General features: G+C 59.3%; 12 protein-coding genes and 1 pseudogene. 7 read left to right on the forward strand and 6 right to left on the reverse strand.

The window, feature by feature from the left end; genetic code table 11:
- Positions 1 to 866: pseudogene (locus tag BGIM_RS66015) on the reverse strand (hypothetical protein); the annotation flags it as partial.
- Positions 867 to 1,437: 571 nt separating this feature from the next.
- On the opposite strand from BGIM_RS66015, the gene BGIM_RS0127225 reads away from it, so the two are divergent.
- Positions 1,438 to 2,217: an SDR family oxidoreductase gene (locus BGIM_RS0127225; RefSeq protein ID WP_020472863.1), complete on the forward strand. Its 780-nt coding sequence runs from the start codon at positions 1,438 to 1,440 to the stop codon at positions 2,215 to 2,217.
- 9 nt (positions 2,218 to 2,226) lie between these two features.
- Here the strand turns inward: BGIM_RS0127225 and BGIM_RS0127230 are convergent, their stop codons facing one another.
- Both BGIM_RS0127230 and BGIM_RS52645 read right to left on the reverse strand, forming a co-directional pair.
- The gene (locus BGIM_RS0127230) at positions 2,227 to 2,979 is read right to left on the reverse strand and encodes a glucose 1-dehydrogenase (protein WP_020472864.1); all 753 of its coding nucleotides are present in this window, start codon (positions 2,977 to 2,979) and stop codon (positions 2,227 to 2,229) included.
- 75 nt (positions 2,980 to 3,054) lie between these two features.
- Positions 3,055 to 3,552, reverse strand: a complete 498-nt coding sequence (locus BGIM_RS52645; protein WP_020472865.1) for a hypothetical protein — start codon at positions 3,550 to 3,552, stop codon at positions 3,055 to 3,057.
- Positions 3,553 to 3,671: 119 nt separating this feature from the next.
- Here BGIM_RS52645 and BGIM_RS0127240 point away from each other — a divergent pair, with 119 nt between their 5' ends.
- A complete protein-coding gene (locus BGIM_RS0127240) occupies positions 3,672 to 4,115 on the forward strand; it encodes a winged helix-turn-helix transcriptional regulator (RefSeq protein WP_029630624.1) in 444 nt (147 codons plus the stop codon).
- A gap of 64 nt (positions 4,116 to 4,179) precedes the next feature.
- Here BGIM_RS0127240 and BGIM_RS0127245 read toward each other — a convergent pair whose 3' ends face one another.
- Positions 4,180 to 6,603 (reverse strand): hypothetical protein, encoded by a 2,424-nt coding sequence (locus tag BGIM_RS0127245; protein WP_157369453.1) that lies wholly within the window; start codon positions 6,601 to 6,603, stop codon positions 4,180 to 4,182.
- Between the two features lie 136 nt (positions 6,604 to 6,739).
- On the opposite strand from BGIM_RS0127245, the gene BGIM_RS0127250 reads away from it, so the two are divergent.
- The 3 genes from BGIM_RS0127250 to BGIM_RS58360 all read left to right on the forward strand — a co-directional run bounded on the left by BGIM_RS0127250 (position 6,740) and on the right by BGIM_RS58360 (position 9,485).
- Positions 6,740 to 7,282, forward strand: coding sequence for a hypothetical protein (locus BGIM_RS0127250; protein ID WP_020472868.1), 543 nt, complete (start codon positions 6,740 to 6,742; stop codon positions 7,280 to 7,282).
- A gap of 63 nt (positions 7,283 to 7,345) precedes the next feature.
- A complete protein-coding gene (locus BGIM_RS0127255; protein ID WP_020472869.1) occupies positions 7,346 to 8,416 on the forward strand; it encodes a leucine-rich repeat domain-containing protein in 1,071 nt (356 codons plus the stop codon).
- 145 nt (positions 8,417 to 8,561) lie between these two features.
- On the forward strand, positions 8,562 to 9,485 hold the full coding sequence (locus BGIM_RS58360; protein WP_020472870.1) for a leucine-rich repeat domain-containing protein: 924 nt from the start codon (positions 8,562 to 8,564) through the stop codon (positions 9,483 to 9,485).
- Between the two features lie 95 nt (positions 9,486 to 9,580).
- Here BGIM_RS58360 and BGIM_RS0127265 read toward each other — a convergent pair whose 3' ends face one another.
- Positions 9,581 to 11,215 (reverse strand): sialate O-acetylesterase, encoded by a 1,635-nt coding sequence (locus tag BGIM_RS0127265; RefSeq protein WP_020472871.1) that lies wholly within the window; start codon positions 11,213 to 11,215, stop codon positions 9,581 to 9,583.
- 175 nt (positions 11,216 to 11,390) lie between these two features.
- Between BGIM_RS0127265 and BGIM_RS0127270 the strand changes: the two genes are divergently transcribed.
- Positions 11,391 to 11,957 (forward strand): hypothetical protein, encoded by a 567-nt coding sequence (locus tag BGIM_RS0127270; protein ID WP_020472872.1) that lies wholly within the window; start codon positions 11,391 to 11,393, stop codon positions 11,955 to 11,957.
- Positions 11,958 to 12,291: 334 nt separating this feature from the next.
- On the forward strand, positions 12,292 to 13,767 hold the full coding sequence (locus BGIM_RS0127275; protein WP_020472873.1) for an ATP cone domain-containing protein: 1,476 nt from the start codon (positions 12,292 to 12,294) through the stop codon (positions 13,765 to 13,767).
- A gap of 30 nt (positions 13,768 to 13,797) precedes the next feature.
- On the opposite strand, the gene BGIM_RS58365 is transcribed toward BGIM_RS0127275, so the two are convergent.
- On the reverse strand, positions 13,798 to 16,644 hold the full coding sequence (locus BGIM_RS58365; RefSeq protein WP_020472874.1) for an MASE1 domain-containing protein: 2,847 nt from the start codon (positions 16,642 to 16,644) through the stop codon (positions 13,798 to 13,800).
- Positions 16,645 to 16,706 lie beyond the last annotated feature (62 nt).

The following is a 16,706-nucleotide window of genomic DNA, read 5'->3' on the forward strand; positions in this document are numbered from 1 at the left end:
TTGGGTTCGCCACCGCCTTCTTTCGGCGGGCCGTTGCTCGGCTTGCTCTCGCCGCCCATGCCGGGCTTGGCTTCTTTGGGATCTTTCGGTTCGGTCGGCTTGCTGGCTTCGCCCTTCGGCTTGTCAGTGTCTTGCTTGTCGGTGCCTTTGCCTTCATCTCCCTTGCCGCCGTCGCGTTTGTCACCCTTCGGATCGCCGGCTTTGGGGTCGCCTGCCTTGTCGTCCTTCTTGGCGCCCATGCGGTCGGCGAGCTTGTCGGTCGCCTCGGCGAGCTTCTTTTGTTCCTTGGCCAGTTGGTCCTTGTCACCCTTGCCCGAGTCGTTGCGGGCTTGGATGATCTTTTCGCCACGAACAATCGCGTTGAGATCGGCAAGGTGTTTTTCGAGCCGTTCCTTTTCTTCCTTGATGCGGGCCAGTTCGTCGTCGCTCTGGAGAATGGCCAGAATCTGGGCCATCACCTTAATGAGGTCGTCTTGCTGGCCGCTGGCCTTGGTCAGGTCGTTGATGCCGATGTCGCCGGACTTGGAGAGGGTCCGCAGGAGCATGGTGAACTTGTTGTCCACCCCTTCTTTGTCGGCCAGTTCGATGGCCTTCTCCAAGGTTTTGGCCTTGTCCTGGTCCTCGACTCGCGGGCTGGCCTTGAGTTTGCGGGACAACGAAAGCAGGTTGAGGGTGAAAGCCTTGTATTGCTGCTCGACGGCCTGTTGCCGGGCCGTGAGTTCCTTGGCGTTAAAGTCCGGCGTGGTGGCGGCCGGAGCGGTGGACGGGGTCTTGGCGGGCGGCGCGGCCTGTTGGGCCTGCAAGTTCAGCCCCGCCCCAAAAATGGCGAGGGCGAACGCATACGCCGGCCAGTGACGACGGATCATGGAATTGTACCTCCTACTCGACCAGACGGTTCGCCACCTCAAAAAGATGGTTGCCGCGAGTCTTTACCGTTGAGCATCCCACCAAGAGGACGAACGGGTTTCACATTATCAACATAGTATTCAAACACGCTTTCCCGCAAACGGGAAGTGAAAATGGGGGATTTTGGAGGACATGAAGAGGAATGCGGATTGAAAGATCCTCTACAGGCTTGAACCTTCGTCAAGCGAACCGGCTTTCCCGCAAAATCCGAACCTCCGAATCGCCAACCGTGTCGTTAACTTGCTTCGCGCCCAACAGTGGGAGCTTACAAACTCGTCAGACGCTTCGGCGTCTGTAACTATGACGGTCCTAAGGTAGTGGCTCTGGGGCGACCCAGATGTCGTGATAGAACCGGCCTTCTCTCCGAGAGGAATGGTTCGTGCTCGCTGCCAGCCGCAAGGCTGGTAAGGGCGGCCGACGAAAGTAAAACGCTCCCCAAACTTGTGCGAAGCATTTTGATCTCATTTTCCCGGCGAGTCCGCCTCCAATCCTAACGCCTACAATAGCCGCAATAATCACCGGAGTGATGGAATGGATCTCGGCATCAGCGGACGGACGGCGGTGGTGTGCGCGTCCAGTCAGGGACTCGGGCGGGCCTGTGCCTGGGAACTGGCCAAGGCCGGGTGCCGGGTGGTGGTCAATGGCCGGGACGCGGCGGCCTTGGAAGAGACGGCCGCCGCCATCCGGGCGGGGACGGGGGCCGAGGTGATCGCCGTGGCGGGGGACATTGGGACCGCCGCCGGTCAGCAGGCGCTCATCGGCGCCGTTTCGCAGGTGGATATTCTCGTCAACAACAATGGCGGGCCGCCGTTCCGGGATTTCCGGGAAGTGGACCGGGCGGCGATGGAAGCCGGGGTCGCGGCCAACATGCTGACCCCGATTGAACTGGTGAAGCTGGTCATCGACGGGATGATTTCCCGGCGGTTTGGCCGGATTGTGAACATCACGTCGGCTTCGGTCAAAATGCCGCTGGCCGGATTGGATCTCTCAAGCGGGGCAAGAGCCGGACTGACCGGGTTTCTCGCCGGGGTGGCCCGATCCGTCGCCCATGCCAACGTGACCATTAACTTCCTGTTGCCGGGGGCGTTCGATACCCGCCGCCTCCGGTCATCCGTTGAGACGGCCGCCACTCGCACGGGAGCCAGCGTCGAGGCGATCCGGGGGGAACGAGAGCAGGCGATTCCCGCCAAACGCTTCGGCGACCCCGCCGAGTTCGGAGCCGCCTGCGCCTTTTTGTGTTCCGCACACGCCGGATATGTCACCGGGCAAAGCCTGTTGATTGACGGCGGGGCTTTTCCCGGCGTGATGTGACCGGCCGGGTTAAACCTGCGCCATCCCGCCATCGACGAACAACTCTATCCCCGTCACAAAACTGCTGTCGTCCGAGGCGAGGAACAGGGCCACTTTGGCGATTTCGTCCGCTTCCCCGATCCGCCCCAACGGAACGGCGGCGGCCATGCCCGCTTTCACCGCATCCACTTCTTCCTTGGATTTTCCCAGCCCGTCGAGAATCGGCGTGTCAATCGGGCCGGGGCTGATCGCGTTCACCCGGATCTTTCGGGCTTTCAGATCACTGGTCCAAGTGCGGGCAAAGGATCGCACGGCCGCTTTGGTCGCGCTGTAAACGCTGAACGCTTCCATTCCCCGGATCGAGGCAATCGAGGCGTTCAAGATGATCGAGCCGCCATCCCGTAGCAACGGCAACGCCTTTTGCACGGTGAAGACCAGCCCCTTCACATTGATGTTGAACAACTTGTCGAAATGGGCCTCGGTGATTTGCGCCAAGGGAACCAATTCCCCGACACCGGCGTTGGCGAACACGATATCCACATGGCCGTGTTTCTGGCGCACCACTTCATAAAGGTGGTCGATGTCGGCGAGGTTTGCAACATCTCCCCGCACGCCGGTGGCATTCTTGCCGATCTCCTTGATGGCCGCATCCAGTTCGGCCTGTCGGCGGCCGGTGATGACAACTTGCGCCCCCTCGGCGACGAATCGTTTGGCGGTGGCCAGTCCCATGCCGCTGTTGCCGCCGGTGATGACGGCGACTTTGCCTTCAAGTTTCTTTGACATGACAGATCTCCAAAAGTGTGTTGAGACAATCAAAACGGGCCGTCGCCAAGACGGCCCGTGACTTCCGAGGTTTCCTTACGCTACGGCGCCTTGGGCCACGATGGCCGGGCGTCCCGAGCGAATCTTCAGCAGTTGATATCCAAGCCCCAAGGCGTAGAGAGCGAGCAGTCCCAAGCGAACCGGGATGAGGGCCGGATCATCCGCCCCGGTGGCGAACGGCCGGCCGACGGGGACCGCCTTGAGTGTTTCCGTGGAGGCGAAGACCATCAGCATGAGGAAACTGGTGGTGAGGGCGAGCGTTTGCCGATATCCGGCCTTCCGGATTTGTCCTCGCAGGGTAAACGTCCCGATGAACAAGAGAAAGATCGTGAACAGGGTGAGAACCTGGCCGGGGGTGAACCCGAACTTGAGGATGAACCCGAAGGAAGAGACCGATCCGGCGAGCATGGTCCCCAGATACCACTTGCCCGAAGCCGTATTCGGGTCGATCCGGCCGTGGCGGGCAAAGGCGTACAGGCCGAACCCGACCGGCAACAAACTCACCACAGTGTGCAACAGTGTGAAGGCGTTCATGACTTTTCCCCGTTTGTTTGTGCTCTGCGATTGAGAGGATATACTGGAGATGTGGTTGCACATTGCAACCACTTTTCAAGATTCTTGAAAAACCCTCTCTCCATGCCTGGATTGGCCTCATGAATCGCAAGCACCTAACACAAGCGGAGTGCCCGGTCGCGCGGTCGCTGGAGGCCGTCGGCGATTGGTGGTCGCTGTTGATCGTGCGGGATGCGTTTTTCGGAAAACGCCGCTTCGGTGAATTCCTGTCCAGCCTCGGCGTGGCCCGGAACATCCTCACGACCCGGTTGAAGAAACTGGTGGCCCACGGCATCCTGGAAACCATCCCCGCCTCGGATGGCAGCGCGTACAAGGAGTACGTCCTCACCGAAAAGGCGAAGGGGCTTTACCTTGTGTTGATCGCCCTACGGCAATGGGGACAGGGTTGCATGACAAACGACGGCGATCAAGAAATGACGCTCGTGGACCGCCGGACTCGGACTCCCATCCAACCGCTGGCTTTGCGATCAGCCGACGGGCGAGAGTTGGGGCCGGAAGATGTGGAATTGGTGGCGGTTCAATGAAAGTGACCGCCAAGGCTCCCCTGGGCGGTCACTTTCATTTTTTCAACGTGAGAATCAAACAACCCTACTGGATCTTCAACTCGATCTTGTCGAAGTATGGCCGCTGGCGGTCGCCGCGTTCGTAGAGGTCTTCCATCAGGACGCCGAGGTTGGGTTTGACTTCCTTGAGGATCGGCTTGCGATCGCCCACCTTGATCGACACCGGCTTGGTGTAATCAAAGTTGCCTTGGCCAAACCACATCGTGATGTTCTTCATCCCGCGCGCGCTGATCTGCACGGCATTCCCTTCGTTGACTTTGGCATAAACTCTCGCCACCGACGGGAGTTGGTTGCCCTTCAAGCCCTTCTCGTAATTCACGCGGCACGCCGGAAGAAGATCTTCCACCGTGAGCCAATGGAAACGGTTGTCCCCGGATCGGACCGTGCGGTAACCGCTTTCAAACTCGGTGGCCCCCGTCGGGCCGATGATCTTGCCCGGTTCGGCCCGGCGCTTGCGGCCCATCCAGTCGAACAAGAACGGCAATTCCTCGGGGAACCATTCCATCCCCCGTCCCTTGTAGGTAACCACCAGCGACGGGTAACCCTTGGGCATCCATTTTTCCAACACCGGACGCATGGCCGCCGAGGAGGCTCCGGCCCGGTCGCCCATCACGCAGTAGATCGGCAGGTTTTGGAAGTTCATCCAATAGCCGCAATGGCCGAACAGCCAGCCAAGCAGGCGGGGGTTGAACGCCGCCACCCCGGCGAACATCGTCGGATGGCCGGCCGCCACGTCAACGGCCATGCTGCCGCCATCGCCGTTGCCCAACGCGAAAACGCGGTCGGAATCCACTTGGAAGGTTCGCCGCATGTGCCGGATGAAGTTCAGCAACAGCGTGTGTTCTGGCAGACCATATTGGTAATGGTTGTTGAGCGGATCGTACCATTTGAGCACAGCAACAATGTAACCATGGCTGGAGGTGGTTTCGCCGAATTGTTTGAGCATGTCTTCGGGCTTCTCGAAGCCGTCCGGAAGCAAGACCAGCAGCGGATACGGCCGGCCGGGGGAGTATTCGTCCGGCAGTTTCAGCAGGAATTCAGCGCCTTTCGGGAACTCCTGGCTTTTGGGCAGGGTGATCGTCGTCGGCTCGGTCGGATGCTTGTCCGGCGCCTCCGGCGGCGGCAGCAGCGAGACGACTTTTTCAAGTTCATCGAACGGCAGGGCTTCCGGCAGTTTGGCGTAGTCGGCGAGGACGGCCTGCCGGATTTGTTTGTTGGGGCTGCGCAGGTAGCTGAGGGCCATGTCGCGGGCCATCCAACACTTGCGGGCGGTGTCCACCTTCGTCTCGGCGGCCACTTTACCAAGGTGCCAGCCAGTGATGGCCGCCGCCAGAAGTTGTTCGGGAGTCTGGAGCGGTTTGCGGCCCCGTTTGACATCAGCCTCGGCCCGCTCGGCAAGGGTGGTGAACATTTCCAGCCGGCCAAGCGTGTCGAGGTGCAATTCCGATCGCACGGCCGAGGCCCCGTCCTTCAAAAACTGATTCGCCTCGCCGGTTACCTTCGGCGCCAGTTCGGTCAGGTGGCGAATCGCCGTGTCCAGATTTCCCAGCCGGATTTCGTACTCGGCCTTGAGCTTGATGACTTTGTCGGCAATTTCCTTGGGGACGTTTTCCTTCGGGAAATCCGCGAGGGTTTTCATGGCGAAGCGATGTCGGCCGGATTCTTTAGCCCGTTCCGCTTCCGTGAGAAGTTTTTCCACGCGGGTGAGGCCAATCTCGGCCCGGATCTTTTCAAGCCGTTCCTTGTCGGCCGGGAAATCCTTGATGAATTTCTCAATGTCCTTTTCGGCCTCGTCGAGCCAGTCGGCTTGAATCCAAAAGTGAATCAGACGTTCCCGCTTGGCGGCGTCCGGTTTGTCCCGGTCGTCCAAATCCGGGTGATTTTGAAGAAAAGCACGGATGCGATCCGCCGAGAATTCCTTGAGGAGGAAATAGCTTTGGAGCCGGTGCGATTCCGACCCGAGGCGGACATAATACGGGGAAATCACGCTGATATGCTGCTTGACTTCGTGCTTGATGTTGTCCTTTTCAGAATCCAAGAACACGATGGTCCGCGTCCATGTTTTGTCATTCCACGGGCCGATTTTAGGGAGGGTGGCCGTGACCGGGATGACCTCCCGGCCCGCGAGGAGCTGCCTCTTCGGGGAATACGGGGTCAATCCGCTGAATTTGTTATTGCTGGAGACATCGGCGACTTGCGTGACGCTTTGCGGGAAGATGGTCCAGCGCGGGCCGTCATCGACCACCGTGAGGCCGTTGGCCCGTTCGACGCTGAAGGTCTGGCCGGTGTTTTCGTCCAGCAAGCCTTCGCGTTCCTTGATGGTTTTCACCCCGTAGAGCGTGTAGCCATCCTTGAGGATGACCACGTCGGCCCGAGCGGCCATCGCACAAATCAGCGCCGAACAACCCAACGCCAGGACGATTCGGGCGTTTCGTAGGTATCCCGTCATGGTGTCCTCCCGCCCGGAGGCGGTCATTCCGTCGATGCGATCCGATCAGAACACAACGTCCGACCGGCCAAAAAAGTTGGCGACCTGTTGAAGGTTCGGAAATCCCGGTCACAATACATGCCTAGGGGGGCCACCCATGCCAATCCGCTTTCGCTGCGCTCATTGCGACAAATTGCTCGGCATCGCCCGGAGAAAAGCCGGTTCGATTGTGAACTGTCCGCAATGCGGCCAGCCGTTGATCGTCCCCACGCCCGACGAGGAAGGCCCGGAGGACGACCTCGCCGAAGCCGACCCCGACAATCAAACAGAACTGGCCACGGATCCGACCGCCAAGGGAGCCAAGCCCAAACCCGCCGCGTCAGCCAAGCTCTTTGAACAGGACGACATCGACCGTCTCTTGGAGGCCTCTCCGGCAATCAATCCCCGCCACGCCGCCGGAACCAGTCCGCACCCGGCGGCCGGAACCACCCCGTCACGTGCCATCGTACCACAAGCGGTCACGGTGTCCAATGGCATGCCGTTGCCCTTGCCCGCCCCCGTCCCGTCGGCGTTGCCCATTCCCGTGCCGAGCGCCGGGGGGCTGTCCGTCGGCAAAATCATCGGATTGATTCTGATCGTGTTCGTCCTGGTCGTCGCGGCCTTCGTGGCCGGATTGTTCGTGGGCAAGGGGATGAAATAACCAACGACCGACGACCGCCCGCCGCAAGACTTGCCTCGCGTCCCTGTTTTCCGGAGTTGCCCGATGCTGCGAATGACTATTGCGAGTTTGTGTCTGTTCGTCCTGTCCGGCGTGAGCCTTGCCCAGCCGAAAAAAGCATCGCAGCCCCCGCCGGAGTTGGTCAAGGCTTGGGAAGAGGCTGGAGGGAAATTACTATTTAATCGTCATGTGACTGAAGGAAATCTGGCCGGGCTGAAGCCGGGAGAAATTTGGGAATTTGTTTTTGATAATGCGCCCAAGACGGATCTGGCCAAACTCCCCTCGCCCAAACAACCATTTCAAATCCATTTTCGCGCTTTTTCAGACTCGCCCGTCAAAGACGCGGATCTGACCGCCCTCGCCAATCATCCCCAACTTTGCTCTCTCTATTTGGCTTCCTCAAAAATAACCGGCGCCGGGCTGAAAGAACTGGGCAAACTCAACAATCTCACGGAACTTAATTTGTCGGCCAGCGCGATCACTGATACCGAGCTCAAGGAAGTTGGCCGGCTTCGACAGGTTGTTTCCCTCGAACTGGCGGCTCCCAACGCCTCCATCACGGACAAAGGATTAAAAGAACTCGTCGGGCTGGACAAGCTAAAGCATCTTAACCTGATTTCTTTGGGGGTTGGGGATGACGGAATCAGCCATCTTGCCGAACTCAAACAACTCAAATCACTGAATCTGATGGTTGTTGATGTTTCAGACAAGGGATTGAGGCATTTTGAGAAATTCAAAGAACTGACGACTCTCAATTTGTCCAGCCCGCTAATCACGGATGCCGGGCTCGCGCAACTGGCCGGATGCAAACAGCTTAAATCGTTAAAATTATCATCACAAAAACTGACGCCGGCATCCATCAAGGAATTGGCCGCCATCAAACAATTATCATCGTTACGAATCAATGGGATGAAAAATGACTGGCTGAAGGAACTTTCCGCCCTCAAGCAACTCACTTCGCTCAGCTTGAGCTATACAAAAGTCACGGATGCCGGATTGAAAGATTTGGCGGCCCTCAAGCAATTAACGGAAATCGATCTGTCGGGCACAGATGTCACGGAGGTCGGTGTCAAGGAACTCCAAGCCGCCTTGCCGAAAGCGAAGATCACCAAGTAATTGCCGCGGTCACCGTCGGCCGGTTTGCCTGCAAACCGGCCGACGGTGAAAAATTGAAAACCCATCCCGCCGCACACCGTATAACAGTCATCCGACTCGGCATCTCCGCCGGTGCTATTCCATTCCCACCCCATTGGATTTACGCATGTTGCGATCTTTATTGACTGGCCTGTGTCTGTTCGGCCTGTCCGGCGTGAGCCTTGCCCAGCCGAAAAAAGCGTCGGAGCCGCCACCGGAGTTGCTCAAGGCTTGGGAGGACGCCGGAGCAAGTTTTAGCTGGAGGTCACGCGATCTAAGCGCCAATGTTTTTCAGCGAAAGCCGGATGATGTTTGGTGCTTTGACTTTTCCCGCTCCCCGAAATCAAGCTGGGCCAGCCTTCCTTCTCCGAAACAACCTTTCGCCATCCGTTTTCCGGATGATTTCAAGGATGATGATCTGAAGGGGATTTCCAAGCATCAGCAGATTGTCTTGATGGATCTCATCAGCACCGAGATCACCGACAAATCGATGAAGGAAATTGCCAGCCTCAAAAATCTTTCGGCGCTCCGGATAATGAATTTGACAAAGATCACTGATGACGGAATGAAAGAGCTTGTCAAATCGGAAAGCCTTACATCGCTTTTTTTGACTGGAACGAAAGTGACTGATGTCGGGTTAAAGGATGTTGGCCGGATGAAACAACTAACGACTCTCTGGGTGGGCAGTCCAGGTCCGGAGATTTCAGATGAGGGACTACAAGCTCTTGTTGGTTTGGAGAAACTTACCACTCTTCAAATTCACAGCCTGAAAATCACCAATACAGGTTTGGAGCATCTGGCCAAGTTAAAACAGCTTACCACACTCGATGGTTTGTTCTTCCAAGTCACTGACAAAGGGCTCAAGCATCTGGCCAATCTTGAAAAACTTACCCGTTTGGATTTGTTTGCCCCGGAAGTCACGGATGCCGGAATAAAAGAGCTGGCCGCTCTCAAGCAATTGAGAGAGATTAATTTGATAGGCACAAAGGCAACGGATGCCGGCGTCAAGGAACTTCAAGCCGCCTTGCCGAAGGCGAAGATCACCAAATGATCTTCGCCTTCGGCAACCGAAAACGGGGATGTCCAACCCGGATTTCGCCAGATCGGACATCCCCGTTTTTGAGCTATTCAACAATCAACAATCACTCACTTCTTCGGCGGCGTCACCCCAAACGGCAGATCGTCCGAGCGAAACGGCGTGGCCGGGATGCCTGCTTTGTTGGCGAGGTTCACCACCGGGAAGTTCTTCCAGCCATAACGCACGGCCACGGCTTTTTGAACCTTGTCGCTGGTGACGACCACAGTGTCCCCTTCAATGACGGCCTTGGCCGGGTGGAACACCTTGTCTTCCCCGGCGAGGGTGAAGCCGGTCAGTTCCTTGCCATTTTGGGCGACGAGGCCGCCGCCGAGGTGGTCGAAGCTCACCACGGCCTTGGGACCGTCGGCGACCATCGACTTGTAGGCCGGGCCGCTGTCCTCAATCTTGAGGCCATAGGTGCGGGATTCGGCCAGATAGGCGAGACGCTGGCCGACCGGGGCCTTTTGTTGCGGGTGGATGTCCGTGGCGTCGCCGACATCAGTGATGACGGCGACACCGGCGTTCTTCACCTTGGCCGAGGCGATGGCTTGGGCTTCCCGCAAGAAGGCCCAGTTTTCGCCGTCCGGATTGCCGGCGTTGAAGGGGGCGAGTTGCACGCAGTAGAACGAAAAATCATCGCCCCAACGCTTCCGCCAGTCCGAGATCATGGTGGCGTAGAGGTTACGATACTCGATCGGCTTGCCCGCGTTTGATTCCCCCTGATACCAGATCGCGCCGCGAACGGTGAACGGGATCAGCGGGGCAATCATGCCGTTGTACAGCGACGACGGATCGCCCGAGCCTTTGCCCGGTTCGCTGCGCAGACGGGGTTGGCCGCCGGGGGCCGGCTTGCCCGCCTTCTTGGCTTCCTCGGCCGCCGTCTTCCACTTGGCAAGGGCCGCTTCATAGGCCTCTTTTTCCTTCGCGGGGTCGTAGGTCTTCTTGCGTTGTTCGAGGCTTTCGACGTAATACTTCAACTCGGGATCAGCTTGCAGAGCCTCTTTGCTGGTCCACGCCTCGGCCGGGGTGCCGCCCCAATAAGTGCCGATCAGGCCGACGGGAACCTTCAGTGTCTTTTCAAGTTCCTGGCCGAAGAAATAAGCGACGGCCGAGAAACCGGCCGAGCTTTGCGGGCTGGACAACGCCCACTTGGAATCGGTCGGCCCGTTGCCGGGCAGCGTGGTGATTTGCGGCGCCGGGATGGCGTTCTTGGGGACCATGAACAGCCGCAGGTTGGGGTTGGCCGAGGTTTTGATAGCCTCCGGGCCGCCCCCCTTCGGGCTGGCTTGCAGCGACCATTCCATGTTGGACTGGCCGGAGGCAATCCACACTTCGCCCACCAGAACATCCTTGATGGTCACGCTGTTCGGAACGCTCTTTTTGTCCTTCGGGGTCGGCTTTTCCTCCCCCTTGATCGTCAACACGCCATCCGTTCCGGCGGGGAAGGCGGCGAGTTTCACCGACCATTTGCCGCCTTGGTCAGCCTTGACGGCCTTGCCTTCCTCGCGTTTGCCGTCCGCCGTTTTGACGGAAAGGCTGACATACACTTCCTCGCCGGGGTCGGCCGTGCCCCAGATCACCAGCGGTTTGTCCCGCTGGAGAACCATGTGATCGGAGAACAACACGTGCGGCTTGATCTCGGCGTTCGCCGGAGCGGCGAAGGCGATCGCCGCCAGCAGAATCATGAAACGGGAGAGAGACATTCGGGGTACACTCCTCGGGTGGGTGGGATCGTTCTCACGGGCAGGACTGCCACGGTAACGGATTTCATGACAGATAACAACCATCCGTGCCTATAATCTTCCGAAAGAATCCGGGCCGGGCTGACGAGCCGCAAGGGGCGGTCTCGCGGCGGGGCCGGCAACCAAAGGACAATCCATGAAGACTCGTTTTCTGGCCGCCATGCTGGCCCTTGCCGTGGTTCCCTTCGCCGCCTTCGCGGCCGACGAGGAAAACCCCTACAAGAAGGTGAAGGTCGGCGACTTCGCCACCTACAAGATGGCCATGAAAATCGGGCCACTGGCCATTGAGGGCACGATGACCCAGACCGTCTCCGCCAAGGACGACAAGGAAGCCACCCTGAAGATTGCCAGCAAATTCAACGGGATGGAAATCCCCGCCCAAGACCAGAAGATCGACCTGACCAAGCCCTGGGACCCGACCAAGACCGGCACCCTGCCCCCCGGCACCGAAGCCAAGATCGAAAAACTCAAGGACGGCGAAGAAACCATCAAGGTCGGCGGCAAGGAATACAAGTGCAAGTGGGAGACCTACAAGACCAAATTGAAGGTCCAGGGGCAGGAAATGGAAATGGAAATGAAGGTCTGGCAAAGCAAGGACTTCAACCTGAACATGGTGAAGACGGAAATGTCCGGCGAAGTCGGCGGCCAAAAGATGGAAACCACCATCGAACTCACCGACAGTGGCGCCAAGAAGAGCGACTGATTTTTCAGCCGTGAGCCATGAGCCAAGTTTGGAACACGTTGGTGGCTTCTTGGTTTTTTCGGTCCAACGGACCGATTAACATAGCCCAGCCCGAAAGGGCTGGGTTTGGATGCCGCCAAGGTTTTTCGGTCTGAAGGACCGATTATCGGTTGTCTTCACAATCCTTGCAGACATTCCGCCGATAATCGGTCCTTCAGACCGAGGTCTTTCGATGGTTGGCTTACCCAGCCCTTTCGGGCTGGGCTATGTTAATCGGTCCGTTGGACCGAAAAAACCAAGAAGCCACCACGGTATTCCGAACTCTGCTCTCAGTTCACATCACGCGGCTCCTCACATGGAAGCGACCAATCCCGAATTTGTCCGGCATGCTGATGGAACGGTGGAACCGTTCGAGCCGGAGCGTATCACCCGCAGTTTGTTCAAAGTGGCCGAACGGCTGGGCACGGCCGACGCCTTTCTTGCCCGCGAACTCACCGAAAGCATCACGCATTTCTTGGAAGCCGGAGGCGTTGGCGGCACGGTTTCCACCTCGGAAATCGCCGACACCGTTGTCCGCGTCGTCCGGGAACTCGGCCTGCCCGCCCTGGCGAAAGCCTACGAGGAACGGGGGCAGCGTCCCCCGGTTCCCGCACTGGCGACGGCCGTTCCCATCCCGTCGCCGGTGCGATTAACCCGCCGGCATGCCGCCGGACGGGCGGAGGACATTGGCTTCAGTTTGAAACATCTCTATCCGCGAGAACTGGTCGCCGCCCATGACGAGGGATTGATTACCCTCGACGGACTCAGCGCTCCGATGGAGCTATCCGGAAGGGTAGCCGACGAGGGATTGCCACTCCTCGACCGATTACGCGATGTCGGCGAGCATCTCGCGGATGACCGGCTCGACTGGCCGACCCGTGAACTTGGCGAACCGGCGGTTGTGGCCTTCCGATATTTCCAGTCACTTCGGGAATTGGCCCAAGTGGGCGACGTTCGCGTGTCGGGCCATTTCCGCATTCCCGGCGGTGAAGATCAATCTTTCCCCCCGGCCGGGTTGTTCCCTTCCGAACCGCGCCCGTCCCCGGAGCATGTCCGGGAATTGCATCGGCATCTTGCCATGTGTTCGGATGAGGCCATCGGCTGGCATTGGCATCTCTCGGCCACTTCTCCGGAGGAACAACTCCCCTGGCTCGGGCCGACGCCGGAACATTGGAAGAACGCCGAATTTGTGTTCGACCACCCGAAACGCCCCGCATGGCTCGGACCAGGGCTGACCCGCGAATCTAAGGCCGCCTTGGTGCGGGTGGGCATTAATTTGGAACGCCTGTTGGGGATGCTCGGCGGTTGGCCGGTTGATGTGCCGACGTTGCTGGCCAAAGCGGCGGCCCTCGCCCGCTTCGCCAAGACGGCCGGGCACGTCAAACAAGACTGGCTGCGGAAGCACGGTGACGAGCGGTTGCGAAAAGCCTTCCTGCTGGACCGGGCGACGGTCGTGATCGTCCCGCTCGGCCTCTCGGCGATCATCGGCCATCACAGCCTCTTGAACTCGGAGATTCCCCGGCAATTATTGGCCACGATTCGTAATGCCTTGGAAACAGACCGGCCCAGGCAAATTCCGACGGCGGTCGATTCGGATTGGGAAAAAACGGGAGTCTTCGCGGAACTCCCGGCCGGGGCCACCCGCAACGACTGGAAAGCCGCCGGGCAACTTTGCCAGGCGGCCAACGGCGGGCTGGTGGTTTGTCACCTCGAAGGGCGACCGGAAGAAGGGATCGAAATCTTGAAACTCGCCGCCCGCTCCGGCATTCACCGGTTGCGGTTCACTTCCTGACGGAAAACAACACCAGCGGGTTGCCCTCCGTCAAGATTGGGTGTCGGCGTTTTGAGTCCGGACGGGTTTGTCGTCGAGCAGTTCACGCACCTTGTTCAACAGGCTTTCCGCCGAAAATGGCTTGGTGAGCAGCACGACGCTTTGCTCCCGAATGTGTTGCCGCAGGATCGCGTCATTGGTGTAGCCGGAAAGAAACAAAATCGGAACATGGGGCCACATCCGTTGCAGCCGGCCGGCCAGTTCCCGGCCGTTCATGTGGGGCATCACCACATCGGTGACGACCAAATCAACCGGCATCCCCCGTCTCTCGCACAGACGCATTGCCTCCAGCCCGTCCCCGGCCTCCAGCACCCGGTAGCCGCGATCCCGCAACACCCGTGACGTGAGGTTCCGAACGGAATCGTCGTCCTCCACCACCAGAATCACCTCGCCGTCCCCGAGATTGACGATGACCTGATCTTTCTCCGGCGGGAATGACGAAAAGGGCGACTCCTCGGCCGGCCAGAACAACCGGAAGGTGGTCCCCCGGCCGATTTCGCTTTCCACCGTGATCCGGCCCCGCGACTGTTGCATGATGGCATACACGGTGGCCAGACCGAGGCCGGTTCCCTTGCCTTGCTCCTTGGTGGTGAAGAATGGCTCGAAGATCAGGGTCTTGGTCGCGTCGTCGATGCCGTCGCCGGTGTCCGCGACGGACAGCACAACGTACTCCCCGGCGGGCATCTCGCCCAATTCTCCCTCGCCGACAACCGTGTGGTGCGACACCGTCATGGTGATCTCGCCCCCGGCGGGCATCGCGTCGCGGGCGTTGACAACCAGATTCATCACCACCAAGTCGATCTGCCCCGGATCGGCGAGAATGGCGGCCCGGCTGGCAGAAGGGACGATCCCAAGCCGGATGTCTTCGCGGATCAACCGGGTGAGCAGGGAATGGGAGTTCTTCACCGCCTCGTTCAAATCCATCACCCGGCGGCTGACGAGTTGCCGGCGGCTGAACGCCAGGAGTTGCTTGGTCAGCCCGGCGGCTCTCAACCCCGCCTGACGGATGTCCGTCACCAGCGGGAGCGCGGGGCTGCTTTCGGGAAGCATTTCCGCCAGCACTTCGCTGAAGCCGTTGATGACGGTCAGCAAGTTGTTAAAGTCGTGGGCGATTCCCCCGGCCAGCCGGCCGATGGCCTCCATCTTTTGCGATTGCTGGATCTGCTCCTCCAGACGTTTTCGCTCGGAAATGTCCCGAAGCTGGCAGATGATCTCCGGCTCCCCCTCTTGCGGCTGGATGATGCTGCCGCACAGTTCGACCCACGGATAATGCCCGGCCTTGTGCCGGACGCGAAAGGTCAGCGTGACGACGGCCTCGGTCAACCCCTCTTTGGCCTTCCTCACATAAGAGGCATCGTCCGGATGGATGAATTCAAACGGCATCCGGCCAACCATTTCCTCGGGCGAGAATCCCATCAGGTTGGTGATCGACGGCGACAGGTAGAGGAACGTGCCATCCATTGACTGCCGGGTGATCACGTCGCTCGCGTGATCGGCGAGGAGGCGATAGCGGGATTCGCTGGCTTTCAGGGCCTCCCCGGCGGCAACTCGCTCCGTGATGTCTTGCATCGTGCCGATGTATTCGATGAATGTTCCATCGGATAAAAACCGGGACCGCCCCTGCCATTCGATGTGTTTGACCCGGCCGTCCGGCATCACCAGACGAAAGCAGACATAACAGGGCGTCTTGCATTCGGCCGCCAACATGGTCTCGCGCAAAACCTGCTCGCGGTCGTCGGGATGAACGTATTGGGCAATGAACTCTTCCTTGGTGCCGGGCGATTCGCTGACGGGAAGGCCGCACATTCGATAAGTTTCATCGGACCACCAAATGAATTTTCCCCGGATGTCGCACTGCCAACTGCCGATTTTCGCCAGTGATTCCGCATAGGTGAACGTGGAGTGTTCCGTCCGCAGGGTGCTTTCCGTTCGCTTTCGCTCCTGCATCAACGAACAAACGATCATGGCTTGGATGCCGATCACGGCCAGAAACACATCCAGCCGGGTGATACTCGAAATCAGGGTATCCGAATTGAACGGCCCGGTCCCGCCCACCGTGCCCAGGATGGCGATGATGGAAACGGAAAACACGGCGGCTGTTGTCCCGCGCGGACCGTGCCGGAGAGCCACGGCGGTCAGGAAAGGCACGGTGAGAACCAACAACATGAAATCATGCGGGTCGGAGGATTTCATCGTGAAGGCGAAGATCGTCGCCCCGAACAATCCGGCGAAGACGAGCAATATTTCCCGCCACGGCCGGCCAGCCAGCCGGGCGATCCCCCCCTTCCGCCAAGTCATCAACAGCGGGGCGACGACGACGACGCTGAGGGCATTGCCCAGCCACCAAACCACGAAATCCTCAAGCGCCACCCCGCCGGACAACGCCAAAGCAACTGCCCCGAACAGGGCGCTGATCAGGGTGCTGAACACCATCGGCAAGGCGACCAGAGCCACCACATCCCGCATGCGCTCAAGCCGGGGGCAGAAGCCCGCTTTCCGCAGAAGCCAGACACCGGCCCAGGCCTCCAACGTATTGCCGGTTGCCATAATGACGCCGGCCCACCACGACACCTCCGTGGTCACATCAACCAATAACGCCCCGAGAGTAATGCCCGGCAAATATCGCCAGTCGCGGAACCAGATGAACGCCAGAGAGAGACCGGTGGGTATCCAGATGGGAGTCGAGCAGCCCTTGAGGCAGAGGAGCAGGCCGAGCTTGCCGACCGCATAATACACGGCCGCGAACAGCAAGATTTCGATGAAATACCGGAAGGGACGGACAGACGGTCTCGCCGGGGGCGGGGCGGCGGTGGTATCCGTCGTTTCAATCGCTGACACGCCGTGCTTCCATTCTCCGCGCCGGTGAACAATCTGTCTTGGAGGGAACGCGGGGCGAGAAA

The sequence above is a fragment of the Zavarzinella formosa DSM 19928 genome (assembly GCF_000255705.1).
GTDB lineage: Bacteria > Planctomycetota > Planctomycetia > Gemmatales > Gemmataceae > Zavarzinella > Zavarzinella formosa.